20 protein-coding genes and 1 pseudogene are annotated in these 22846 nt (G+C 69.9%); 14 read left to right on the top strand and 7 right to left on the bottom strand.

All coding sequences use genetic code 11. From position 1 onward, the window contains the following. Nucleotides 1–72: 72 nt before the first annotated feature. A complete protein-coding gene (locus tag ABZX96_RS02720) occupies nucleotides 73–354 on the bottom strand; it encodes a metal-sensitive transcriptional regulator (protein ID WP_355536635.1) in 282 nt (93 codons plus the stop codon). Nucleotides 355–429: 75 nt separating this feature from the next. On the opposite strand from ABZX96_RS02720, the gene ABZX96_RS02715 reads away from it, so the two are divergent. The 4 genes from ABZX96_RS02715 (at nucleotide 430) to ABZX96_RS02700 (ending at nucleotide 4141) form a co-directional block, all read left to right on the top strand. After that, nucleotides 430–1017: a rhodanese-like domain-containing protein gene (locus tag ABZX96_RS02715; RefSeq protein WP_355536632.1), complete on the top strand. Its 588-nt coding sequence runs from the start codon at nucleotides 430–432 to the stop codon at nucleotides 1015–1017. A 198-nt stretch (nucleotides 1018–1215) separates the two neighbouring features. Continuing rightward, nucleotides 1216–2139 carry an HAD family hydrolase gene (locus ABZX96_RS02710; RefSeq protein WP_355536629.1) on the top strand — a complete coding sequence of 308 codons (924 nt, stop codon included), beginning with the start codon at nucleotides 1216–1218 and terminating at the stop codon, nucleotides 2137–2139. Nucleotides 2140–2679: 540 nt separating this feature from the next. Beyond that, a complete protein-coding gene (locus ABZX96_RS02705; RefSeq protein ID WP_355536627.1) occupies nucleotides 2680–3243 on the top strand; it encodes a Uma2 family endonuclease in 564 nt (187 codons plus the stop codon). A gap of 397 nt (nucleotides 3244–3640) precedes the next feature. After that, nucleotides 3641–4141, top strand: a complete 501-nt coding sequence (locus ABZX96_RS02700; RefSeq protein ID WP_355536626.1) for a hypothetical protein — start codon at nucleotides 3641–3643, stop codon at nucleotides 4139–4141. A gap of 223 nt (nucleotides 4142–4364) precedes the next feature. Here the strand turns inward: ABZX96_RS02700 and ABZX96_RS02695 are convergent, their stop codons facing one another. After that, nucleotides 4365–4739 (bottom strand): cupin domain-containing protein, encoded by a 375-nt coding sequence (locus ABZX96_RS02695; RefSeq protein ID WP_355536623.1) that lies wholly within the window; start codon nucleotides 4737–4739, stop codon nucleotides 4365–4367. Between the two features lie 139 nt (nucleotides 4740–4878). On the opposite strand from ABZX96_RS02695, the gene ABZX96_RS02690 reads away from it, so the two are divergent. Continuing rightward, the gene (locus tag ABZX96_RS02690) at nucleotides 4879–5361 is read left to right on the top strand and encodes a MarR family transcriptional regulator (RefSeq protein WP_355536620.1); all 483 of its coding nucleotides are present in this window, start codon (nucleotides 4879–4881) and stop codon (nucleotides 5359–5361) included. A 69-nt stretch (nucleotides 5362–5430) separates the two neighbouring features. Here the strand turns inward: ABZX96_RS02690 and ABZX96_RS02685 are convergent, their stop codons facing one another. Continuing rightward, entirely contained in the window at nucleotides 5431–6381 is a 951-nt protein-coding gene (locus tag ABZX96_RS02685; RefSeq protein ID WP_355536617.1) for a hypothetical protein, read from the bottom strand. Between the two features lie 346 nt (nucleotides 6382–6727). On the opposite strand from ABZX96_RS02685, the gene ABZX96_RS02680 reads away from it, so the two are divergent. Further along, nucleotides 6728–7207 (top strand): GNAT family N-acetyltransferase, encoded by a 480-nt coding sequence (locus tag ABZX96_RS02680; RefSeq protein ID WP_355536614.1) that lies wholly within the window; start codon nucleotides 6728–6730, stop codon nucleotides 7205–7207. A 249-nt stretch (nucleotides 7208–7456) separates the two neighbouring features. On the opposite strand, the gene ABZX96_RS02675 is transcribed toward ABZX96_RS02680, so the two are convergent. Beyond that, nucleotides 7457–7660, bottom strand: a complete 204-nt coding sequence (locus ABZX96_RS02675; protein ID WP_355536611.1) for a hypothetical protein — start codon at nucleotides 7658–7660, stop codon at nucleotides 7457–7459. A 512-nt stretch (nucleotides 7661–8172) separates the two neighbouring features. On the opposite strand from ABZX96_RS02675, the pseudogene ABZX96_RS02670 reads away from it, so the two are divergent. Then, nucleotides 8173–8412, top strand: a pseudogene (locus ABZX96_RS02670) (transposase family protein); the annotation flags it as partial. Between the two features lie 206 nt (nucleotides 8413–8618). Here the strand turns inward: ABZX96_RS02670 and ABZX96_RS02665 are convergent. Both ABZX96_RS02665 and ABZX96_RS02660 read right to left on the bottom strand, forming a co-directional pair. Then, nucleotides 8619–9521, bottom strand: a complete 903-nt coding sequence (locus ABZX96_RS02665; RefSeq protein WP_355536608.1) for a phosphotransferase — start codon at nucleotides 9519–9521, stop codon at nucleotides 8619–8621. Nucleotides 9522–9554: 33 nt separating this feature from the next. Further along, a complete protein-coding gene (locus ABZX96_RS02660; RefSeq protein ID WP_355536605.1) occupies nucleotides 9555–10940 on the bottom strand; it encodes an XRE family transcriptional regulator in 1386 nt (461 codons plus the stop codon). Nucleotides 10941–11259: 319 nt separating this feature from the next. Here ABZX96_RS02660 and ABZX96_RS02655 point away from each other — a divergent pair, with 319 nt between their 5' ends. The 7 genes from ABZX96_RS02655 to ABZX96_RS02625 all read left to right on the top strand — a co-directional run bounded on the left by ABZX96_RS02655 (nucleotide 11260) and on the right by ABZX96_RS02625 (nucleotide 20670). Further along, the gene (locus tag ABZX96_RS02655; protein ID WP_355536602.1) at nucleotides 11260–11640 is read left to right on the top strand and encodes an ATP-binding protein; all 381 of its coding nucleotides are present in this window, start codon (nucleotides 11260–11262) and stop codon (nucleotides 11638–11640) included. Between the two features lie 200 nt (nucleotides 11641–11840). Continuing rightward, the gene (locus ABZX96_RS02650; protein ID WP_355536599.1) at nucleotides 11841–12944 is read left to right on the top strand and encodes an NUDIX domain-containing protein; all 1104 of its coding nucleotides are present in this window, start codon (nucleotides 11841–11843) and stop codon (nucleotides 12942–12944) included. Between the two features lie 841 nt (nucleotides 12945–13785). Then, nucleotides 13786–15021 (top strand): methyltransferase, FxLD system, encoded by a 1236-nt coding sequence (gene fxlM / locus ABZX96_RS02645; RefSeq protein WP_355536596.1) that lies wholly within the window; start codon nucleotides 13786–13788, stop codon nucleotides 15019–15021. An 81-nt stretch (nucleotides 15022–15102) separates the two neighbouring features. After that, nucleotides 15103–15243 carry an FxLD family lanthipeptide gene (locus ABZX96_RS02640; protein ID WP_355536593.1) on the top strand — a complete coding sequence of 47 codons (141 nt, stop codon included), beginning with the start codon at nucleotides 15103–15105 and terminating at the stop codon, nucleotides 15241–15243. A 104-nt stretch (nucleotides 15244–15347) separates the two neighbouring features. Next, nucleotides 15348–18419 (top strand): lantibiotic dehydratase, encoded by a 3072-nt coding sequence (locus tag ABZX96_RS02635; RefSeq protein WP_355536590.1) that lies wholly within the window; start codon nucleotides 15348–15350, stop codon nucleotides 18417–18419. A gap of 41 nt (nucleotides 18420–18460) precedes the next feature. Next, on the top strand, nucleotides 18461–19705 hold the full coding sequence (locus ABZX96_RS02630; RefSeq protein WP_355536587.1) for a lanthionine synthetase C family protein: 1245 nt from the start codon (nucleotides 18461–18463) through the stop codon (nucleotides 19703–19705). Then, nucleotides 19702–20670 carry a thiopeptide-type bacteriocin biosynthesis protein gene (locus tag ABZX96_RS02625; RefSeq protein WP_355536584.1) on the top strand — a complete coding sequence of 323 codons (969 nt, stop codon included), beginning with the start codon at nucleotides 19702–19704 and terminating at the stop codon, nucleotides 20668–20670. The genes ABZX96_RS02630 and ABZX96_RS02625 overlap by 4 nt, the downstream gene beginning before the upstream one ends. Nucleotides 20671–20879: 209 nt before the next feature. On the opposite strand, the gene ABZX96_RS02620 is transcribed toward ABZX96_RS02625, so the two are convergent. Further along, complete coding sequence (locus tag ABZX96_RS02620; protein ID WP_355536581.1) at nucleotides 20880–22502, bottom strand: MFS transporter; 1623 nt, start codon at nucleotides 22500–22502, stop codon at nucleotides 20880–20882. Nucleotides 22503–22846 lie beyond the last annotated feature (344 nt).

The following is a 22846-nucleotide window of genomic DNA, read 5'->3' as shown; positions in this document are numbered from 1 at the left end:
CGGCGCGGTCCGTCGTTGTACCGGCAGAGCGGTTCGCTCGGAGCGCCGCCCGTCCTGTGTCGAGCCGCCTGGCTACGCCAGGGACAGGAAGAGCTTTTCCAGGCGGGCCCGCATCTGCTCGCGGTCCTCACCGGCCGCGAGTTCCCCGTCACCCAAGCAGCGCTGGAGGCCCGTCGCAATGATCGCGAACCCGGCTTTGTCCAGCGCGCGGGAGGCCGCGGCGAGTTGCGTCACCACGTCCTCGCAGTCCCGGCCCTCCTCGATCATCTTGATCACGCCGGCGATCTGGCCCTGTGCCCGGCGCAGCCGGTTGACCACCGTCTTCAGTTCCTCAGCTGCCATCGCCAGTTCCACCAGCCACTCCCTCGTTATACCCCTACGGGTATCCTATCGCAGGGCAGTGGTCCGCAAAGAAAAGGAAGCACCAGCATGACCACCCCCTCCCTCACCCCGGAAGAGGCCCACGCCCGCCTGGACGAGCTGACCGTCATCGACGTCCGCTCGCCCGGCGAGTACGCCTCCGGCCACCTGCCCGACGCCCACAACGTCCCCCTCGACCAGCTTGACCGGGCGCTGCCCGCCCTGCGGACCGCCGCCGGACGCGGCGATCTCCTCTTCGTCTGCGCGTCGGGCGTCCGCTCCGCCCAGGCCTGCGCCACGCTCGCCGGGCACGGCATCAAGGCCGCGACCCTCACCGGCGGCACCACCGCCTGGGCCCGGCGCGGCCACGACCTCCAGCGCGTCGACGGCGTGCGCGCCCCCTGGGCCATGGAACGCCAGGTGCGCCTCGCGGCCGGGTCCCTCGTCCTGACGGGACTGGTCGCCGGCCGACGCGTGCCGGGGGCCCGGTTGCTCTCCGCGGGCGTCGCCGGGGGTCTGGTCTTCTCCGCCCTCAGCAACACCTGCGGCATGGCCCGCGTACTCGCCAAACTCCCCTACAACCGGTCCTCCGCCTGCGCCACCGGCACCGGCGCGACGACCGACCTGGACGCCACCCTTGCGGCCTTGAGCGGCTGAGGGGCGGCTCTGGGCAGGCCGGTGAGGGAACCCCGGTCCGGGGCCCTCACCGGCCTGCCCACGCCCCCACCCCGCCGCCCGCCGATGGGCCGAAGGGCCGAAGGGCCGCCGGACAGGGCGGTTCGGCCCTGCTCACGCGGGGTGCCGCCGGGCAAGGATGACGGCAGGAAGCAAGGTCCAAAAAGGGAGGGAGCAGGCATGAGGCCGCCGTCCCCGTCCCCCGCGCGCAGCGAACTCATCCCCCGGCTGCGCACGGCTCGCGCCGTCCTGTTCGACGTCGACGTGGTCATCGCGAACCTCGCCCCGCTGCGTGCCGCCGCGTGGAAACGGGCCTTCGACGCGTTCTTCAAGGAGTTCGCGCCGCCCGCTCCCGCGCGGATCGTTCCCTTCGACCCCGGTACGGACTTCCCGCGCCACTTCGACGGGCTCCCGCCGTTCGACAGCGCCGCCCGCTACCTGCGCAGCCGCGGCATCGACCTGCCCGTCGGCGACCCGGCGGCGCCGCCCGGCTGGGGTTCGCTGCACGCCATCACCGCCCGCGCCGACCGGGCGCTGTCCGACTACGTCCGTCATTACGGCGCGACGACCCGGCCGGGCATCATCCGGCTGCTCAGGGCCCTGCGCGCGGAGGGCATACCGGTAGCGGCGGTGTCGGCGGGGCCGCACGCCCTCGCGCTCCTCAAGAAGGCGAGGGTCGCGGACCTGTTCACGGCCGTCGTCTCCGGTGGCCCGCGGCACGAGACGGCCGCCCGCCCCCGGGCCCCACGCGCCGCGGCGGCGAGGCTGCTCGACGTACTCCCCGCGCACGCCGCCGCGGTCGAACGTTCCCTGCCGGGCATCCGGACCGCCCGGCAGGGCCGCTTCGGCCTCGTCGTGGCCGTCGACGACACCGTCACCCTGCGCCACCGGCCGAACCTGTGCCGCGTCGGCGCGGACCTCGTCATCCACGCCACGGACGAGTTGTTCCTCCATCCCGTCCCCGCCCCCGCCCCTGACGCCGGTCCCGGCCCCCTTCCTTCCCCGGCCTCCGGACGCGTTCCCGTCCCGGGCTCCCGGCCCGTGCCCGTCACGGACGCCCGGCCGCCCGTCCCCGCCACCGCGAACGGGCGGCGCATCGCCTGAGCCCGGGGTCGGGGGCTGGGCCGGGGCCCGGGGCCTGGGCCTGGGCTGCGGCCGACATGGCCGTCACGGTGGCCGGTCCGCGCGGTGCGGGACCGGCCAACGTCTCGTCCTCCTGGGACGACGCCCCGGTGACGCGATGATGCGGCGGCGCCCCCAGTTGATGCCGGGCGCGGCATATGCGACGACAATGCGGAAGCCTCGCCAGGCGCGCCCTGACAGGGCTGGTGCGTGGGGTGACGGCAGTAGTTGACGGCAACGACAGCGGAGGGATGGGGCGGCGGCAAGCAAGGCTGTGGTCCGTAGTTGTCTCCGTTCGTGGCCCGCGTTGTCACCGTTGGCGGCCCACATCAGCGTCAGCGTCTGCGCCCGGCTCCGAGCCATGCCGACACCCCTGGGGCGGGTGACCGAGTGGCACACTTGCTCTAGGAGTCGCTTTCATGGCAGCGCTCGTGTCGGCAGGTGGGAGCACCCATATGCTGACCGTGCACCGCCTGCCGAAGTCACACTGTGCCTGCCGGGCGGATGAGGAGGTGAAGGGGAATGAGCGCTGCCATCGACCACACCGGTCCCTGGACAGTCGCCGACGTCTTGGCCCTGCCCGAAGACCGCGCCACCCGCTATGAGCTGCTGGGGGAATCCCTCGTCATGTCCCCCGCTCCCGGCGTCCGCCACCAGCGCGCCTCGTTCCGCCTCCACGTCGCCCTGGAAACGGCCGCCCGAGCCGTCGGCGCCCCGGTGGAGATCCTGGAAGGCGTCAACGTCGTCCTACCGTCCGGGCTGGTCGTGCCCGACCTGGTCGTGGCCGACGCCGGCGCGACCGCCGACGACCCCGTCACCGTTGACATCGACGCGGTCCAGCTCGTCGTCGAACTGGTCTCCCCCGGCAACAGCACCATGGACCGCAAGGTCAAACCCCTGCTGTATGCGGAGGCCGCCATCCCGCACTTCTGGCGCCTGGAGTTCGACCCCGCCCCCATGCTCGTCATCTACGAGCTGCAGGGCGGTTGCTACGTAGAGCGGACCACGGCACTCGCGGGCGCGACCACCCACCTGGACGACCCGTTCCCACTCGCGATCGATCCGGCTGGACTGTCCCGGCAGTAGATACCTTCTGACGGCGACCGGGCTCGCCAGAGGCGGACACCGGCGGACTTCCACGGGCCCGTAGTTCGGCGTTGACCTGGTAACGCGAGCCGAAACGAACGCCAAAGCGCGTGCCGCGACGAACGCCGAAACAGGCGCCGAAACAGGCACCGACGCGGGCGCCGAAACGGATGTCGGCACCGCAACACCGACCGCCCGACCGCCGGTTCCGCCGATTCCTTCCGTTCCCCGAGCAGAGCCCGTCCTGCCCCTGCCCACACCCGCGTTCCGGGAGGACAGTACGAATCGGCGAAGGAGGTGTCGCCCTATGCGTCGTTCGGTCGGATGGCGGTGGCGCTGGCGTCGGAGCCCGTTGCGCCGCCCAGTGGACGTGCTGGATGCCTGGCTGGGTTTGTTCATGACGCTTCTCCTGGTGCTCGGCGCCCCGGGAGTGGGGGTTGCGGCGGCGACCATCGTGTACGGAGCACAGAGCCATGTCGTCGAGCGGCAGGCCCAGGAACGGTCCCGGGTGCCGGCCGTGCTGCTCCGGGACGGAGTCTCGGCGCGATCGACGACGGGCGCCGACTTCCGGGGCACCCATCAGGTGGCCCCGGCCCACTGGACCGCGCCGGACGGCACCCCGCGCACCGGCACCATCGAAGTCGGCCCGGACCTGCGAAAAGGCTCCCGCACCAGCGTCTGGGTACGACACGACGGCCAACTCGTCTCCCCGCCCCTCAGCCGGAACGAGGCACTGACCAGCTCGATCTCCGCCGGTCTGTGGACGGGGGCGGCCACCGCCCTGGTGTTCCTGGGCATCCGCTGGTGGTTACGCCGCTGCCTGGACGCCAGGCGCCTGGCCGACTGGGACCGGCGCTGGGCGGAGACGGGACCTTTGTGGAACGGCGAGAACAGGTAACGGGCCGCCGGACCGGATCAGTCGGCTCCCCGCCCCACAGGGGAGCCGACGTCCTGGGTGGCCGCCGCGCCATCAAGGCCCTCCTGAAGCCCTGACCCGCACCTCTCACGCGTTCGCCGGGGGCCGGACTCCCGACGAGTTTGTGACGAGCTCCTGACGCCCCATCACCGCCCGCCCTCCCTCGTCACTCCTCGCCACTCCCCTCCTTCCCCCTCCCTCCCCGTCACTCCGCCCACGGCAACGAGCGAGTCCCCTCCGTGCCCGGCACGGAGGCCCGTCCCGCCGCGGGCATCGCGACCAGCGCCTCGAACGGCTCCTCCGCCGCCCGGAGTTGCCGCACGACGCCGGCGGGGAGGACGAGGGCCTGGCCCGCGGCCACCCGCTCCGTCCGGCCGCCCGCGGTGACCTCGACCGAGCCGCGCGTCGGCATCCAGACCTGCTCGCGGTCGACGACGTGCTCCGGACCGGCGCTACCCGGCTCCATCCGCACCTGCCAGGTGCTCAGTTCGGCGCTCCCCCGGCTGGGCGCGGCGAGCCCGGTCATGACGGCGGCGGGCGTGGCGGTGACCAGGTCTGACGAGGGCGTGATGACGTGCATGAGCTGCCTCCTGTGTTCGGGTCCTGTGGGTGTGACGCGACGACACGTACGACACGTGCGACACGTGCGACACGTGCGACAGCCAAGTAAAACAGCTTTACTCACAACGAGTAAAGACACTTGACTCGCATATGACACGATGGACCCCGTGCACAGCGACGACCAGCTCCCCGACGTCGAACTGACCTTCCTGCTCGGTATGGCCTTCCAGCTCCTGCTCTCGGAGTTCACCCACCGCGTGGCCGAGGCCGGCTACCCGGACCTGCGGCCCGTACACGGCATGGCCTTCCAGATCCTGTACGGGCCGGGCGCCACCAGCAGCGAACTCGCCGAGAAGCTGGGCGTGACGAAGCAGGCCGCCGGACAGATCGTCGACGACCTGGAGAAACGGGGCTACGTCCGCCGCGAGGCCCACCCGGCCGGCGGGCGCCGCAAGCTCGTCGTCCTCACCGAGGCGGCACACCGGCACCTGGCCGTGGCCGGCCGCATCCTGCACGACCTGGAATCCGAGGCGGCGCACCGAGCCGATCAGGGCGACCTGTCCGTCCTGCGAAACGAACTGGCCCGCTTCATCCGCGCCCTGACCGACGGACACCTCCCACCCCTGCGCCCGGTCTGGTGACCCCGCCCCCACCCCAGCACCCATCACCGGCAACCACACGGCACCAGCGGCGAAAGAGGTAGGACCCCCTCACCCCCGCCGATACCGGCCATACCGCTCGGCCATCACATCGAAGACCTCCTTCCGCTCCCACCGGGTCTCGTCGAGCATCCGGACGACGCCGTACGACGAGAGGTCGTCCTCCCCGAGCTTCCGGTAACCGGCGAAGGTGAACCACAGGGCGGTGTCGATCCCCTCCTCCTCGAAGATGTCCAGCAGTTCGGTGAAGTAGCGCACCTGCTCGCCCTCGTCCCGCACCGCCCCGGATGGCGGCTGCCAGGCCGCCCCGCCTCGCTCGCCCGCTCCCCGGTAGGCGCAGGTGCCGAACTCGGTCACCGCGACCGGCTTGCCATGGGCGAGGTGCCCGCGCAGTTCGTCACGGAAGGTGTCGGCGTTGTAGGCCGACCGGTACGCGTCGACACCGACGATGTCGAACGGTGTCCAGTCGACGAACTCCCAGGGCCCGGCGGCGTAGGTCACCCGCCCACCGAAGCGACCGCGCACGATCGCGACGGCCTCGGAGAGGAAAGCGCTGAGCCGCTTCTGCACCGGCCCGAGGGAGGTCCACCACTCCGCATCCCCGGCGGACATGGCGCGAAGGCGGTCCCCATAGCGTTCACCCGGAATGAAACCGTGGCAGAAAGCACTGATCTCACACCCGACGACGAGCACCACCTCGGCGCCGCCCTGTCGTATGGCTTCGGCCCGTTGCGCGCAGTCGGCGAAGAACGGCAGCAGCTCCTCCGGGGACAGATCGACGGGGAAGGGCGCGAACCAGACTTCCAGGCCGGCTTCCGCCGCGCACCGGGCAGCGGTGGCCAGCCGTCCGGGACGGCCACCGGAGACGCGTACGGCGTCGCAGTGCAGCTCACCGGCGATCACCGCCATCTCGCGCCGGACCACCTCGGGGTCGAATACCGTCCGGGAGATTTCCGCCTCGGGAAGAAAGCCGGTGTCGTAGTTGATGCCTCGCGCGCGCATGTCGGTGGCCTTTCGGGGGTGGAGGAACGGACCGTTGTGAGCTTTGGCCCTTGGGATTCCGCCCGCTGCCCCGCCCCGGTCGCCTGCTCACCCGCCGACGCCAGGGCGTAAGGCCCAAGCCCTCGTCGGCGGCAAGCGGTCGAGCCAGGCGATACCTACCTGACGAGTTCGGACCAGTTGCCCTCGACCTTCAGCTCACTCTTGTCGCTCGTGGCTCGATTGTCGGCCACGTGGACGGCGATGAGGCGGCAGGACGGCCGCAATCAGGCCGTACGCGCCCACCAGATCCCCGGAAACGGCCGACGGGATCATTGCCCCGGCATCACCGCACGCCGACCATGACGAAGTGAACACCACCCCCACCATCCGCCCCGCCCGCCCCCACGAACTGCGCGCCGTCGCCGAGCTCCGATGGCAATGGGTGCTGGAGAACGAGGGGACGCCCGTGACCACCCGCGCGGAGTTCGTACGCCGTCTCGTGGCGTGGGCGGGGGAGCACGCGTCCTCGCACCGTTGCCTGGTCCTCGTCCGCGATGACGCCGTCATCGGCATGGCCTGGCTGGCGATCACCCAGCGCGTGCCGAGCCCGCGTGCCCCGGAGCGGGCGGCGGGTGACGTGCAGTGCGTGTACGTCGTGCCGGACGAACGCGACACCGGACTCGGCGGGCGGCTCATCGACGCGGTCCTCCGACTCGCGCGGGACCTCGGCCTCGAACGCGTCACGGTTCACTCCAGCACCCGGGCCGTCCCGGCCTACACCCGCCACGGCTTCGCGCCCTCCCCGCGCCTCCTCCAAGCCGAGGTCGGCTCACGGCCGGGGACGTGAACCACTCCGCCGGAGCGCAGACGCCCGTCCGAAGACGCCCGTCCGAAGACATCCGTCCGAAGACATCCGTCCGTACACGCCCGAAGACATCCATGCGCCGGCACCATCAGACAGACGGTGCCGGCGCATGGAGTCGTTCAGCTGTTCGGTCGAAGTCGGCTCAGCGGTACGGAGGTCCGGCGGCGCCACAGTGCGGGCAGTGCCAGTGCCCGCCTTCCACCCGCATCGGGTTCCCGCAGTCGGCGCAGGTCACGGCGTGCTCTTGCGCAGGTGCCCGTACTCCTCCTCGTTGAGGCGCCGGGTGTGGGCGTCGGCCGCCGCCTTGTTGTCGAAGAACGCGGCGACCTGCTGCCCCTCGCGCTCGATATGGGCGAGGTGGCCGTCCGGGGTGTGGACGATGTAGTACCGGCCCGGGGCCGACTCCGAACGGGTCTCACGTGTTTCGAAGAACATGGCGTACCTCCTGGAGTGACCGTAGCGCTCACCACAGGGCGCGTACGGGAGGCACCGGTGCATACCCAGCGCACCGCCGACGCCGAGCGCCGCGCGAAGCCGCGAGCGCCGGGCGCGGGGACCCCTCAACCGCGTACGCCGGAGCCGACCGTGTAAGGGAGGGATGAGGGATGCACGCGCTCGCTACTCTTCCTCCTCATGCCCCAAGCCCCCATATGGCCGACCGCCACTCCGACCGTGTCGGTACGCCTCCGTCTGGAGCCACTGCGCGTCGGCGATCGCGTGGGCCGGGGCCCGGGCCGGGAAGCCGCCGGGCGCCCGGTGGATGGCCGGAGGCCGGGGCGGACCCGGGGTCCCTCGGGGGGCTCCCCGCGTCCGCCTACCGGCAGACGGACGCGGGCGGGAGTCCCGAGCGAGGGCTGGTCATTCCGTTGCGGTTCAAGGTGGGGCGTTCTTGCTGAGGTGGCTAAAGGCTGTCACGTAACTGCTGGTCACGGGTGAATGATGTTGTCGTGACTGGTCTGATCACGGCATCGGAACCGTCCTGGAGAGCCCCGTTCACCGGACTGAGTCCTTGGCAGTCCGGCAGGCTGATCACCGCGCTGCGGCGTGAAGGCGCCGATCCGGTGCGCAAGGGTCGGCCGTGGAGTCTGCCGATGGAGGACCGGGTGCTGCTGATCGCCGCGTACTGGTGCACGCACCTCACCCTGCGCCAGCTCGCGCCCCTTTTCGGCGCGTCCAAGTCAGCGGCCATCCGCAGCACCGCCACGCCTGGGAAAGGTATGTTTTATCTGGTGAGGGGGCGGCCCTCATAGCGGACTCATCGATAGTCGCCGATAGAATCGATCTCGCCCGGCACAAATCCGTCGGAACTCTGGGTCCGGTTTTTCGATGACAAACCTTTTGAGTCAGTCGTAGGCGATGGCTTCGGGTGCGCACGGCGGCTAATCGATGCTCATTACAAAATGTGCCAGCAGAGTTGTGTGTCTTCACACTGAAGACCATCGATGCGGCGCTCCACCTCGACACGGCTGTCAGGGGCGTAGCGGATTTTTCGGGCGTTAGTGGTGATCATCCGAAGTTCCCGAAGGTCCCGGAGGACCGGATAACCTGCCCACCTCGTTATGTCGTACCCGTAGGTCTCGGCGAATGCGCGATAGTGGGCGGCACTGTAACCGAAGCGACGACAGTGGATTTCGATGGTCACCAGGTCCCACTCCCGGTGGCCCAAAGCGACGGTGTCCCAGTCGCACAGCACCGCGTCGTGTCCGTCGTGCAGTGCGTTGCGGTGTTGAGGATCTCCCTGGACGACCGTTTCCGGTGAGGGAAACCGAACTTCGGCCAACTGTCCCACCAACCGGTCCAGCCGCTGGGAGAGAAACCGGGTGGCGGGCCCGGGAAGGTCGGTGATCTTAGTGAGGGACGAACGGATGGCCCCGACCGGGTCGAGGGAGGGCAGCGCGACAGGCGGTGTGGGAAGGGAGTGCAGGGCGTACAGCGGTTTCGCCAGCTGCTGGGCTGCCACCGGATGGGAGGGCTGGGGAAGGTAGGTCCAGAAGGTCACCGCGTGCTGACCGACCAGTACGGGTTGCTCGACCGGATGCAGCGGTGCCGTCGGGAAATTCTGTTCCATCAGCCAGCGGACGAACCGCACGGTGCGTTCGACATCGGAGGGGTGTGAGCCGCGGCGGGCAATCTTGACGACGACTGGGCTGGTGGCCAGCCGTACGACGGCATTGGTATGGCCACGGAGGAGCTGGGCGCCGGTACTGTCCAAGCCGGCAGTGGCACACGCTTGTCGCAGAATGTGCAGCATTTCGGCTTGGTCGTAACCGCCGTAGGCGGGCACCTGAGAGGTCATGTCGTCCAGGCTGACTCACGGGTGGTGCAGATGTCACTTGGCGCCGGAAGGTAGCTCCAACAGTTCCTTGAGTTCCTTCACGGCCGGGGCTCGCCCGGTGCCTCCGGGCAGCTCTTCGAGTACACGACGGGCTCGGGCTCCGATGATCGGCGTGCGGTGATCCTCCGGGATTTGCAGGTAGGTCGCCGTGGCGAGCTGGCACGCCTCGGTGGGGCTGCGATCGTGGGCCAGGCAGATGGCGGCTTCCAGGCGCAGCAGGGCGGGATCGATGCCGGTCTGCTTGGGGTAGAGGGCCAGTGCCTCCTCCTGAGCTCGGCGTGCTTTCGTGCCGTGTCCCATCGCTGTGTACGTCCCGCTCAGGTAGAGCAGGAAGCGGCGTTCGGGGAAGGCGAAGGCATCGTCTTGGACGGACGCGGCCGGTACCTGGTCGAAGAGCTGGCGCGCTTCGCGGACACGTGCGTCGGCCGCGGCCACCTGGTGGTGCTGGGCCAGGGCACGTGCTTCCGCCACGGCGGCGAAAGCTGCGGTGGCGGACGGCCGGCCGCGGCACATGACCCGGGCCTCACGAGCGAGTGCGATCGCCTGCTCCAGGGGGCCGAAGTAGTACGGCAGCATGGCTGCCTGCACCCTCACCCGGGCTCGAAGGTCGCGGTTGCCGCTTTCGTCGGCGGCGTGTCGCGCGGTTCCGTACCATGCCCACGCCTGATGGGTGTGTCCGAGCTTCATCAAGGCGTCGGCGATCAGCGTGGTCAGGACTGCCGTGGTCTCGGTGAGCCGGACTTGTATGGACGTCGGTTGCTGTTCCCGAGTCAGTTGCTCGACTTCCTTCAAGTCCGCCAGCAGGTCGTTCAGCATCGGTGCCGGAGGCGTGTAGACGTATGCCCGGCGCGCCATGAGCATGCGCTCCTCCAGCAGGTCCATCTGGCCGGCGCTCACGCTGCCTGCCGCGAGCGTGCGGTCCACCGACCGACGGGCGGCGTCGACGTGTGCCAGCAGACCGTTCTGCGCGGTGGCCGTGCATCCCTGGACGGTGCTGCGCTCCGGCGGGTGCGGACGTTCTTCTTCCTCGTGGTATTCGAGGAGTCCGAGCTCCGCTGGAGTGCACGCGTAGAAGCGGCACAGCAGGCTGATCGTCTCGGCGCGTGGGCGGCGCCCGCCGGGGGTTTCCCACAGACGGAGCTGGTTCGCGTACGCCTGTGCTCCGCCGGCGTCGCCCTGAGAACCGAGCGTGCGCAATTCCGCTCCGGCTTCGTTCAACGTGAGACCCCGGGCCAACCGGAAGGACCGCAGCGCTGTCACGCCGCAACACCGCTGGATCTCCCATGCTGTTTGCTTGAAACCCAGGCCCTGTTCGGACGCATGTCCGCGAATGCGGCGCGCGCACGATGGCCCGTGTTCCTTTGCCCGCAGTACTTCCATTCCGGCGTCTCCCTCGCCGACCTTTGGATGCGCGCCCAGTATCCGATGGAAGCGATGGTCATCGCAGCGAGAAGACCATCGCTTCCGTTGTTTTCATCGGAAGCGATGGTTGAGCGCGACCAACCGACTCGCGATCGTGGTCCGGCAGCGCTCCCAGGGAGTCACCTGCTGAGCGCGTCCCCACCGACGATCGGAAACGCCAATGCTGCCGAAACGTCCTGATACGCCAAGCGATGGGTGCCGAGCGGATGTGTGGCAACCCATTCGCCTGCCTGCTGCCGCCGTCGTAGGGCGAGACGGAACAGCGACTCTTCTCCGGGTGCACGCCAACATGCCGGCCGCGCTGGCTTCGTTCGCCCGTACGGCGTGCAGCGTCAAAGAAATGCGGGACTTCGGTGCCGGGCAGTTGGCGCGCTGGGGGTTGCCGGAACTGGTGGACACCACCAAAGTTCTGATCAGCGAGCTGGGAACCAACGCCGTCCAGCATGGTGCGGGGTGCAGCATCGGCCTTGCCATGTCCCATGCACGAGGACAGGTGCGCATTGCGATCACCGATGGTTCCACCGAAAAGCCGCGTACCCAAACGGCTGGTCCCTACCAAGAGCACGGCCGCGGTCTCTTCCTGGTGCAAACCCTGGCCAAGGAATGGGGCGTCAGTGACAACGGAACGACCACTTGGTGCACTCTGGCCGCTCGATAAGGCGACGGTGTGGCTCGTCACCATGCGCACAAGAGGTCGTTGCGGCCCTTGGGCGGTCGGTGATGGGCATACCTCGGACGGGCCGGCCGGCTCGGATCGCAGCTTCTGCGCTCTTGACTTCGCGGCAAGGCCCTCCTCAGGTCCGCCGCCCGCCACCCCGTCGATCACTGCAACCACCAGCAGCACAGAAACGGCAGTCCATGGACGACCACGTCGAGTGCCCGCCCGAAACGCCCGATGGCCGTGACCACGCAGGTCGAACACTCGCCCACCGGCGATTCGCCTATGGTCTTGTTCCCCTGCAGGCCGGAGGCGAGCCGCGTTTCCTAGTGGTGCGCACTGCTGACAGCGAGCACTTTGACCTGCCGGGTGGCGAGGCAGGAGAGGGCGAACCCGACTGGACGGCGATGGTGCGCACGGTGTTCCAGCAGACGGGTCTGTCTGTCCTGCCGCGGAAACTGATCAGCAAGGACTGGTCCAGCCCAGGGCCGGAGAGGCCCGCCCACGACCTGTACATCTACGACTGTATTCCGCCTGCGGCTGCATCGGACATCATCCCTCTTCGTACTCAGCCGGGTGCCCAGCCGGTGGTGGAACACCGATGGGCGACTGCGGCACAACTTCGGTGGTGCTGTCGTGAAGACGTGCACAACCGGGTCCAGGCGGCCTTGACGGTCGCGCACCGGGGACATCGCATTGCCGAGCTCGCTTCTGGCTTGCCGCTCTATCCCGGCCGCCCGGCTGCGGCGGTGTCACCGTCGTATTCCATCTGCGCAGGCCCTGGAGATCATCCCGGAGCACCCGTGGTGTACGCCAATCCGTATCCCGAGGATCCTCACCGTGAATTCCGCAGCAGTTTCGGTGTGCTGCGTGACGAAAAACAGCGCGTGCTTCTGGTGCGCTCGGTCGGCGCCGCCAGATACCGGTTGCCTGGTGGCGTCGCAGTGGAGAACGAGTCGCCTCGGACCGCCCTCCATCGTTGCGTGCAGCGGGAAGTGCGACTGTGCCCGCCGGAAGTCGTGGCACGGCGTCTCGTCGCGCTGAACTGGAATCCCATCGAGTGGAAGCACCGCCAATACGCCCGGCTGGACCTCGTCTATGACTGCGGGTTCATCCCCGCCTCGACGGTGAGCGCGCACCGCGGAGTGACGGCCTACCGCTGGGCATCCTGCGATGAGCTTTCCCAGTTTTGCGGGCTGGTCCCGGGCCTGGTGAGCAAAGCCGCTGTCGAGGTGATCATCAATGGGCTGCCACCTGCCGAGCTCCAGCAGGGCCTGCCCCATGGCCAAGGGGGAGAGCGATAGTCATGCCCAACGGGCTCGTTTCTTGCGAGGGCAGTCTGTGCCTCACGGCATACGGTGGCGAAGCTGCGCCGCCCAACGCAGGGCCCCGTTCCGCAGGAGGTCGCGCACGGGCGGTGGCTCGTGTTTCAACTTGTGTTTCAAGGTGTGGGGAACCGCTCGGGCGCGGCCTTGCGGATCGGCGCGTGCTTGCGGCGTCAGTGGGCACGCGCTGCACAGACCAGCGGCTCACCGGATATATCTGCGGGCGCGGAGTCACTGCGTCACGCGGATGTCGCGAAGGCCCGGGTGTTTCCCGTGCACCTTGGGCCGCGCGGCATGGGCGGCAGCGCCCTTGTGCTGTCACGCAACCACAGGGCGTTGCCGCCACAGCCTCTCCTCCCGCACTGAGTCGGGGGAGGAGGCGCGGAGCCACCCTTTCCGGCCCTGGCGCCTCGGCGCGGGGCCCATGGCTGGGCCGGCACCCGCTGGGCCGGCACCCCAGTCCCTGCCAGAAGCCCCGTTCGCCAGGGGCGTCGGACAGGCAGCACGGTCCTCAGCGCGAGACAACCCCTCTTTCCCTGACGGCACCGGGTGCCAGCGTCCACTGACGAAAGATCTCTGGTCGTGTGATGTCGCCACAGAGATGGCCTCGTGCCCACCAACGTCGCGTAGGCCGTTATGAGGGTGTGCCGGTGACAGCGAAAGAGGAAGGGACGTTGCCCGTGGCGTTCGCCTTTCCCAGCCGGTTGGCACGGCGGCGTACGAATGGCACTTCCGCGTACCCGTTCACCTCCGCGCGTATTTCTCCCGCAGTGCGCCCCAACGAGACCGTCACCACCGAGTAGCTCCCGAAAGGACGAATATGAACGACACCACGGAACACCCGCCGGCGGACATCGAGGAGTTGCGCGATTCCCTTGTCAGGGAACTGCGTGACCTGCGGGCACTGCGCACCTCAGAGGTGGAACGAGCCATCAGGGCCGTCCCCCGGCACCTGTTCGTTCCCGAGGTGCCGCTCAGCGAGGCGTTCGCCGCGCAGCGGGCCGTGGTCACCAAGCGAGACGCAACGGGTGTGTCGATCAGTTCGGTCAGTGCCGTCCGCGTCCAGGCGTTCATGCTGGAGCAGGCCGCGATCCGCCCGGGGATGCGCGTGCTGGAGATCGGATCCGGTGGCTACAACGCGGCGCTGATCTGGGAGCTCGTCGGCCCCTCCGGCGAGGTCACCACCATCGACATCGACCCGGAGGTGGTCGAGCGGGCCCGCCGGTGCCTGACGGCGGCCGGGTACGAGCGCGTGCGGGTGATGCGGGCGGATGGTGAGGAAGGGGAGCCCAAGCAGGCCCCGTACGACCGCATCCTCGTCACTGCCGGAGCGTGGGCGATCTCCCCTGCGTGGGTCGAGCAGTTGGCCGAGGGGGGCCGCATCGTCGTCCCCCTTCGCATGCGAGGGCTGACCCGGTCGGTCGCGCTGGAGCGCGAGGACGAGCGCCTGGTCAGCCGCTCGTACGAGCTGTGCGGGTTCGTGCCGATGCAAGGGGCGGGGGAGCGACGGGAACGCCTGGCCATCCTGCATGAGGAAGAAGGCCGGGAGGTGGGGCTGCGGCTGGATGACGAGCAGTCCGTGGATGCCGAGCGGCTGGGGGCCGCTCTGCGTCGCCCACCGGCGACAGCGTGGTCGGGAGTGACGGTGGGTGGCATGGAGCCCTTCGATGACCTGGACCTCTGGCTGGCCACCGTGCTGCGGGACTTCGCGCTGCTCGCCGCCGGGCCGGCTGCCCGCGAGGCAGGGCTGGTGAAGTCGGCTTCGCCGATGGGCGTCCCCACCCTGCTCGACCACGGCAGCGGCAGCTTCGCCTACCGGACCGTGCGTTCCACTGGTGAGAAGGACCGGTACGAGTTGGGTGCCTATGCCCACGGCCCGCAGGCCGAGGCGGTCGCGGACCGGCTGGTGAGGCAGATCCGGGACTGGGACGAACGTCAGCGTGGTGGGCCCGGCCCTCGTTTCGAGGTGCTTCCGGCAGACACTCCCCACCAACAGCTTCCCTTCGGCCGCGTGCTGGACAAAGGACGCACGAAGGTGTCGATCTCCTGGCCCTGACCGCTCGCGGCCGAGGCCAGGTGCCCTGGAACTCCACGAGAAGGGATCACCATGCCGGCACTCCAAGCAATCCCCGTCGCAATGGACGACGAGGACTTCGTCCTCGATGTCACCTTCACCGAATCGGTCCCGGCCGTCGCCGGACTGATGCGCAACACGGACGACGACTGCGGCCAGACCTGCGAGAGCGCGTGCGCCAACAGCACGTGCGTGGCTCCCTGACCCGTCCGGTCCCACCCGCCGGGGCCCGTCCGGGCCCCGGCACCCAGCACTTCTTCTTCCCCGTCCTTCGGGAGCAGCAGGTGTACGAAAGTGTTGATGCGGCCATGCTCCGAGCCGCCTCCTGGGCCCACGACGAACCGCCGCTGCCTCCCTGGCCGGACTTCTTTTTGGAGCCCACCGCGGGCGTCGACCAGTGGCGGCGCTGGCTGGGCGCCGTTTGGGCCCGGCCGGAGACAGCCGAGGCCATCGAGGTGGCCAGCCCCGCCCTGGCCGACCAAGTCCGGGCCGTGTGTGACGGCCGGCTGGTCGCGCCGCGCCAGGTGCGGCGAGCCGCGGAGTCCCTTCTGCGATACGTGCTGCGTATGCGGCATCGGGCCACGCCGTTCGGCCTGTTCGCCGGTGTCGCACCCGTACGTTTCGGGCCCGTACCGGCCGGGTGCTGGGGAACGGAACACCGGGCGGTGGCCCGCCCGGACGGTGCCTGGCTGTCGGAGGTGATCACGCGGCTGGAGGCGTGTCCGGAACTGCTGCGTCGGCTGCCGGTGGTGCTGAACAACCTGTGCTTCGTGCGCGGTGATCGGCTGGTGGTTCCCTGTCGGCGGTCGTATGTCCTCGCAGGCCACAAAGAGCCGGGGGAGGTGGCGGTGCGACGGACCGCGGAGGTCGAAGCGGTCCGTCAGGCCGCGCGTTCTCCCTTGACGGTCGGTGACCTTGCCGACAAGGTCGCCGACCGGCGCCCCTCTGCGGGGTGTTTGGCGGTGATTGAGCGGGTGATCGGCGAGCTGGTCACCCATGGGGTGCTGATCACCGGTCTGCGCCCTCCCACGACGGTCACCGACGCGCTGCACCACGTCATGACCCAGTTGGTCGCCGTGGGGGCCGACGACCTCGCCGAGGTGGCCCCCACGGTTCAGGAGCTGCGCGCGGTCCGTGACCGCCTCATCCAGTACCAGCGGGCCCGTCCCGGTGCCGACCGTCGGGCTGCCACGGCGGAGCTGGCCCGGCGGATGACCGCCTTGTGCGAGGTAACGGACCGGCCACTGGCGATCGATCTGCGCGGCGACTGCGTTCTGGTCCTGCCGTCCGTGGTGGCACGCGAGGCGGAGCGGGCCGTGGCCGCGCTGGCCCGGCTCACGGCGCAGCCGCACGGGCCCCGGTCATGGCGTGACTACCACCAGCGGTTTCTTGAACGGTACGGCCCTGGCGCTCGCGTTCCCTTGCTCCAGCTGGTGGACGCGGACCGAGGGCTGGGTTATCCGGCAGGGTTCCGTGACGCGCTTCTGGGGAAGCCGCCGCCGTCCTTGACCCAGCGGGATACCCGCCTGTTGCCCCTCGCACAGCAGGCAGCCCTCAACGGCGCGCGGGAAGTGCTCCTCGACGACCAGGCGATCGAGGCGCTGGCGGAACCGGAGAGCGCGCAGGCGCAACCGCCGCCCCACACCGAACTCACCTTCCACCTGCACTCCGGCACCCGGGACGACCTGGTGAGCGGGCGGTTCACGCTTGCCGTCGTCAGCGTCTCCCGCGCGGCGGGCACCATGGCCGGCCGCTTCCTCCACCTCTTCGACGCCCGTGACCGGGACCGTATGGCCGCGGCCTACCGCCGACTGCCCACCGCCGAAGCCGACGCGCTTCCGGTCCAGGTCTCCTGCCCGCCGCTGTACGCGGACACCGAGACCATCGCCCACGCCCCGGCAGTCCTTCCGCGCGTGGTGTCCTTGGCCGAACACCCCGTCGGCGGCGCGTGCCCCGTCCCCATCGCCGTGGAAGAGCTGGCGGTGAGCGCCGACGCCCGGCGGCTGCGTCTGGTCTCCCTCTGCGACGGGCGTCCCGTGGAGCCGAGGACGGTCAACGCGGTCGAGTTCGTCAACCGTTCCCATCCCCTCGCCCGATTCCTGTCCGAGATCGCCACGGCACACACCGCGGCCCTGCCGTTCTCCTGGGGAGCCGCGGCCGAGCTGCCCTTTTTGCCGCGGGTCCGCGTCGGCCGCAGCATCTTGGCCCCTGCTCGATGGCATCTGTCGGCCGCCGCACTGCCCGGCCCGGACGCGTCCTGGCTGCACTGGCGGAACGGTCTGACGGCAGTACGGCGCCGGCTGCGGGTGCCGGACACGGTGTTCTGTGGCGCCGACGACCGACGCCTGTACCTCGATCTCACTGAGCCAGCGCACTTACACCTGCTGCGCGGTCATCTGGGACGGACCGGGCACGCGACGCTCCAGGAGGCGCCCGAACCCACGGCGTACGGATGGTTCGACGGACGTGCCCACGAAATCGTGCTGCCGCTCGCCGCCACCCGGCCGCCCCTATCCACACCACGCACTGCGATTTCCGCCGACTGTGCGTCTGGACACCTGCCGGGTGCCTCCCCGTGGCTGTACGCGAAGATCTACGGGCATCCGCACCGGCAGACCTCCCTGCTTGTGACCCGCCTTCCGGATCTGCTGTCCACCTGGCCCGGGGACGAGCCCGAGTGGTGGTTCGTGCGCTACCAAGACCCCGACCCCCACCTGCGGCTGCGCGTCCGCCTGCCGAGTGCCCATGCCTACGGCGGGGCGGCCCAACGCGTCGGCGCCTGGGCAGCCGGCCTTCGACGCGCCGGGCTGACCAGCCGCGTACAGCTCGACACCTACTACCCGGAGACCGGCCGCTACGGCGCGGACCCCGCCATGGCCGCCGCGGAGACGGTCTTCGCGGCCGATTCCGCCACGGCCGTGGCACAACTGGCGCTCGGCGGAACGCAGGCGCCGAGTCCGCAAGCCGTCACGGCAGCGAGCCTGGTGGATATCGCACACGCTTTCACCGGCGGCCCGCAGCAGGGGACCGACTGGCTGATCGGCAACATCGGTGCCTCCGGACCTGCCGTGGACCGCACCCTGAGACGGCAGGTGTTGGCTCTGACTGATTCGCAAGGCGCCCTAGCCGTTTTCCGCTCCCTGACCGGGGGCGCTCGGGTGCTCGCCGCGTGGGAGCGGCGCCGTGCCGCGCTGGCCGCCTACCGCGACCGCCTCGCCGCCTTGGGGCCTCCTGCCCCGCCCTCCGTACTGTCCTCGCTGCTGCACCTGCATCACATCCGTATGGCCGGCTCCGCCCCGGACGCCGAGAACCAGTGCCTCAGGCTGGCCCGCGCCGCCGCTTTGGCCCACCGCGCCCGAACCGAACGGAACCCGCGATGAATCCCCCGTATCCCGGCTGGGCCCGGCAGGAGGCCGATGCTGTGGCTGATCGCCTGACCGAACCGCCCGACACCTGGCCGTCCGACTACCAAGGGTGGTCACAGTCTCTGGCTGTCGGCGCTCCCGGCATCGCCCTGCTGCACGCCGAGCGCGCCGTGGCGGGGGCCGGCCCCTGGCACACCGCCCACGTCTGGCTGCGCCGCGCGACCCGTGAGCACCTGGCCACCGGCGCCAGTGCCGGGCTGTTCTTCGGCGCCCCCGCCCTCGCGCTCGCCGCGCACACCGCCGCGGCCGGACCCGGGATGTGCCGACGAGCGGCGCACGCGCTGGACCGGCAGCTCGCCACGCTGACCCATCGCCGCGTCGACCGAGCTTGCGAACGCATCCGCCACGGCGCCCTGCCCACCTTCGCCGAATACGACGTCATCACGGGACTCACCGGACTCGGAGCCCTCCACCTGCTCCGGCACCCGCACGGAGACCCGCTTCAGCGCGTGCTGTCCTACCTGGTCAGGCTCACCCAGCCACTGCCCACCGGCGACGGAACGGTGCCCGGCTGGTGGACCGAGCACGCCCCCATCCGAGAACGCTCCCACCACTTCCCCGGCGGCCACGCCAACCTGGGCCTGGCCCACGGCATCACCGGACCGCTCGCCCTGCTGTCCCTGGCCCTGCGCCAAGGAATCACCGTGGACGGCCACACCGAAGGCATCACCCGGATCTGCTCCTGGCTGGACACCTGGCGCCAAGATCACCCCTCCGGCCCCTGGTGGCCGCAATGGATCACCCGCGCCGAACACCTCAGCAACCGCACCCACCAGCCTCGCCCCCTACGGCCCTCCTGGTGCTACGGCACCCCCGGCATCGGCCGCGCCCTGCAACTCGCGGCCCTGGCCACCGGCGACCGCAGCCGTCAACACACCGCGGAACAGGCGGTCCTCGGCTGCCTGACCGACCCGGCCCAGCTCGCCCAGATCACCGATCCCGGCCTCTGCCACGGGGCGGCCGGACTCCTTCACACGGTGCGCCACATCGCCGCCGAAGCGATCACCCCCGGCCTCGCGAACCACCTGCCTGCCCTATCGGACAAGCTGCTCCGCCTCTCCGCCCCGAAGGTCCTCTCCGCCCCGAAGGCCCCCGCCGTTCGATGGGACCGGACACGAGGGCTGCTCGAAGGCGAAGCAGGCCGAGCGCTCGCGCTCTGTGCGACAGCCACCGGGGCCCCGCTCACTGCTTGGGACTCTTGCCTCCTGATCGCCTCCGGAACAGAGACGGCCGCCCAGTGACTTCTCTCGAAGAGGCGGTCCTGGCCGTCCTCGCCGGTGCTTCTCTGGAGACGGTGGCCGCCCGACACGCCCTCCATCCAGCCGTCCTCGCCGACGCCACCGAGACATACAGGACGGCAGGAGCCGCGGCCATCGACCGGCAGACAGAACACGAGGGCTGGCACCAGGTCCGCATCCGATTTCCCGACCGGCACACCGCCGAACGGATCGCCGCGGAACACCTGGCCCCGGCACTGCGCCGGGCGGAGGACGCCGGTCTGCTGACCACATGGTGGTTCGTGCGCAAACACGACTGGCGGCTCCGCTGGCACCCAACGCCCGGCTCACCACGTCACGAGCTGCGCTCATGTATTGAGAGCCGGCTCGACAAACTGCTCGCCCAGAAAAAGATCACCGGCTGGTGGCGGACTCTGTACGAGCCGGAAGAGCACGCCTTCGGCGGCCGGGAAGCGATGGAGGCCGCCCACCGGCTCTTCCACCGTGACAGCGACCATGTCCTGGACTACGTCGGTCAACGACCAGGCGCTCTCAGCGCCGGACGTTGTGAGTTGTCGGTGTTGCTCTGCGGCCTCCTGATGCGCGCCGCAGGGCAGGAGTGGAACGAGCAGGGTGACATCTGGGCCCGAGTGAGCGACAACCGCCCGACCGCTACTCGGATGCTGCCGGAGCCCTGGCGCGCGAATCTCGGTCCGCTGTGCCGACTGCTGACGGTGGACGTCGCACCGTACGGCCCGCTCCTGCGCCCCGGCGGCTCACTGCACTTCGCCGCGGGATGGGTCACGGCATTCGAGCAGGCCGGTAGAACCCTGCGCACCCTCGCCGACGACGGCCGGCTCAGCAGAGGCTTACGGAGTGTTCTGGCCACGCACGTTCTGTTCCATTGGAACCGCTTCGGCCTACCCGAAACGGCACAGGCGAGGCTGGCGGCAACCGCAGCGAACGTGATTCTGCAGGCAGATGTCTGATCGCAGTGTCGAATCCACTCCTCATCCACTGAAGACGGAGATGTGATCTTGGCTAGGCACTTGGTGCGTGAGCGATGTGCATATGAGACATGCTGAGACCCCCACCTGTTGTCGCTGGTGAGGGGCCGTTTGCGCCCCCCGGGAGGACACCAGCGGATGGCGCCCCCTCCCCCCCAACCCGCCGTCAGGTTGTCAGCCCACCACCACGATCATCGGGCGGACTGTTCCGGCGCCGTGTCCCCCCGCGCGGCGGTGTCGCTCTTCGCGGCGTCGCCCTTCGCAGGGGCGGCGTCCTCGGCTCCGGCGTCCGCGGGTTCACCGTCCCCGGACCGGCCGCGCAGCAGGACGCCGACGGTGATGGCCATCCCGGCCATCAGCAGCGCCAGCATGGCGGTGGTGAATCGCATGCCGGTGGTGAAGGCGTCCCGGGCGACGTCCAGCACCCGTGTGGCGACCTCCTCGGGGAGTCGCTCGGCCAGGGAGACGGCGCCGGCGAGGGTGTCGGCGGCGGTGCCGGCGTCGCGCGGGGAGAGTCCGGCCGGCAGCGAGCCGGAGACCGTGGCGTGGTAGACGGCGGTGCCGAGGCTGCCCGACAGCGCCACGCCCAGCGCGATGCCGAGTTCGTTGCCGGTCTCGGCGGCCCCGGAGGCGGTACCGGCCCGCTCCGGTGGCGCGGCGCTCATGATCTGGTCGTAGCTGAGCGCCCAGACGACGTTGATCGCCAGGTTCGTCACCACGAAGGCGATGACGACGGGGACGAGGCCCTGCACCGCCCAGATGGCGAAGCCGAGGCCGGCCGCCCCCACGGCAAGGCCCCCGGTGATGACCTGGGACGGGGTGAACTTCCGCGTGAAGACGGGGCCCAGCAGCGCCCCGACCACGCCCGCGAGCATGCCGGGCAGCGTCCACATCCCGGCCTTCAGCGGCGACAGCCCCAGCACCATCTGCAAGTACAGCATCAGGAAGAACTGGAAGGCCCCCAGCGCGAACAGCGACACCAACTGGGCGCCGATGTTGACGCTGAACCGGCGGCGGGCGAACAGCGCCAGGTCCAGCAGCGGGTCCGGCAGCTTCCCCTGGCGGCGCAGGAAGATCACGCCGACGACGATGCCCACCGCGATCGCCGCCAGCGGCACGAGGCCGACGCCGCTCTTGGCGATCTCCTTGATGCCGTAGACGATCGTGATCAGCGAGGTCATGAGGAGTCCGACGCTGGTCATGTCGATCCGGCCGGTGGCCTCCGCGTCCTTGTACTCGGGCACCACCATCGGGGTCAGCACCAGCATCACCGCCATCACCGGCAGCGCGAGCAGGAAGACCGACCCCCACCAGAAGTGCTCCAGCATCGCCCCGCCGACCACCGGCCCGGCCGCGTTGCCGATGCTCAAGGCGGTGCTCCACACGGCGATCGCCAGGCGGCGCTGGGTGTCGTCCCGGAACAGGTTGGTGACGAGCGCGAGGGTGGCGGGCATCAGCGTGGCGCCGGTCAGGCCCAGCAGCGCCCGCGCCGCGATCACCATGGCCGGATTGGTGGCGTAGGCCGTCGCCACGGACGCCAGCGCGAACAGCACGCTGCCGATCAGCAGCAGTCGTCGCCGGCCGATGCGGTCGCCGAGGGCGCCCATCGGGATGAGCATCCCCGCGATCACGAAGCCGTAGATGTCCACGATCCACAGCATTTCGACGCTGCTCGGCCGCAGTTCCACCGCGAGGTGCGGTATCACCAGGTGCAACACCGTGAAGTCCAGGCCGATCAGCAAGGCCGGACAGGTGAGAACGGCGAGCCCGATCCACTCGCGCGCACCTGCCCTCGGTGCGGTGACGGTCGACATCAAACAGCTCCTCAGATGACTATTGCACCGGCGGAACCAATCGCGGAACCTCGGCTTCGGCAGAACGCTTCGGAGAGTGCTTCGGGGGACTGCTTCGGGGAGTGCTTCGGCAGAGGTCGAATTCTGGAATGGGCGGAACGCCCTCAGCCCGGTGGACAAGGTGGACAAAGGTGTGCGGAGCGCTGGGTGCACGGCGCCATTGGAGAAGTTAAATGGCACGTCGTTCATCGCCAACAACTGTCCCGGAAACAGCAACAGGACCGTACGCTCGGGCAACCGGTATCCCCTCTACCGCCCGTGTTCCCGCGCTCCAACGCTTCCACGTTGCTATGCGACCCACGCGC

Source organism: Streptomyces sp. NPDC003077, from assembly GCF_040611095.1.
Classification (GTDB): domain Bacteria; phylum Actinomycetota; class Actinomycetes; order Streptomycetales; family Streptomycetaceae; genus Streptomyces.
Note: the sequence above shows the minus strand (reverse complement) of the source record. Positions and strands in the feature narration are given on the sequence as shown.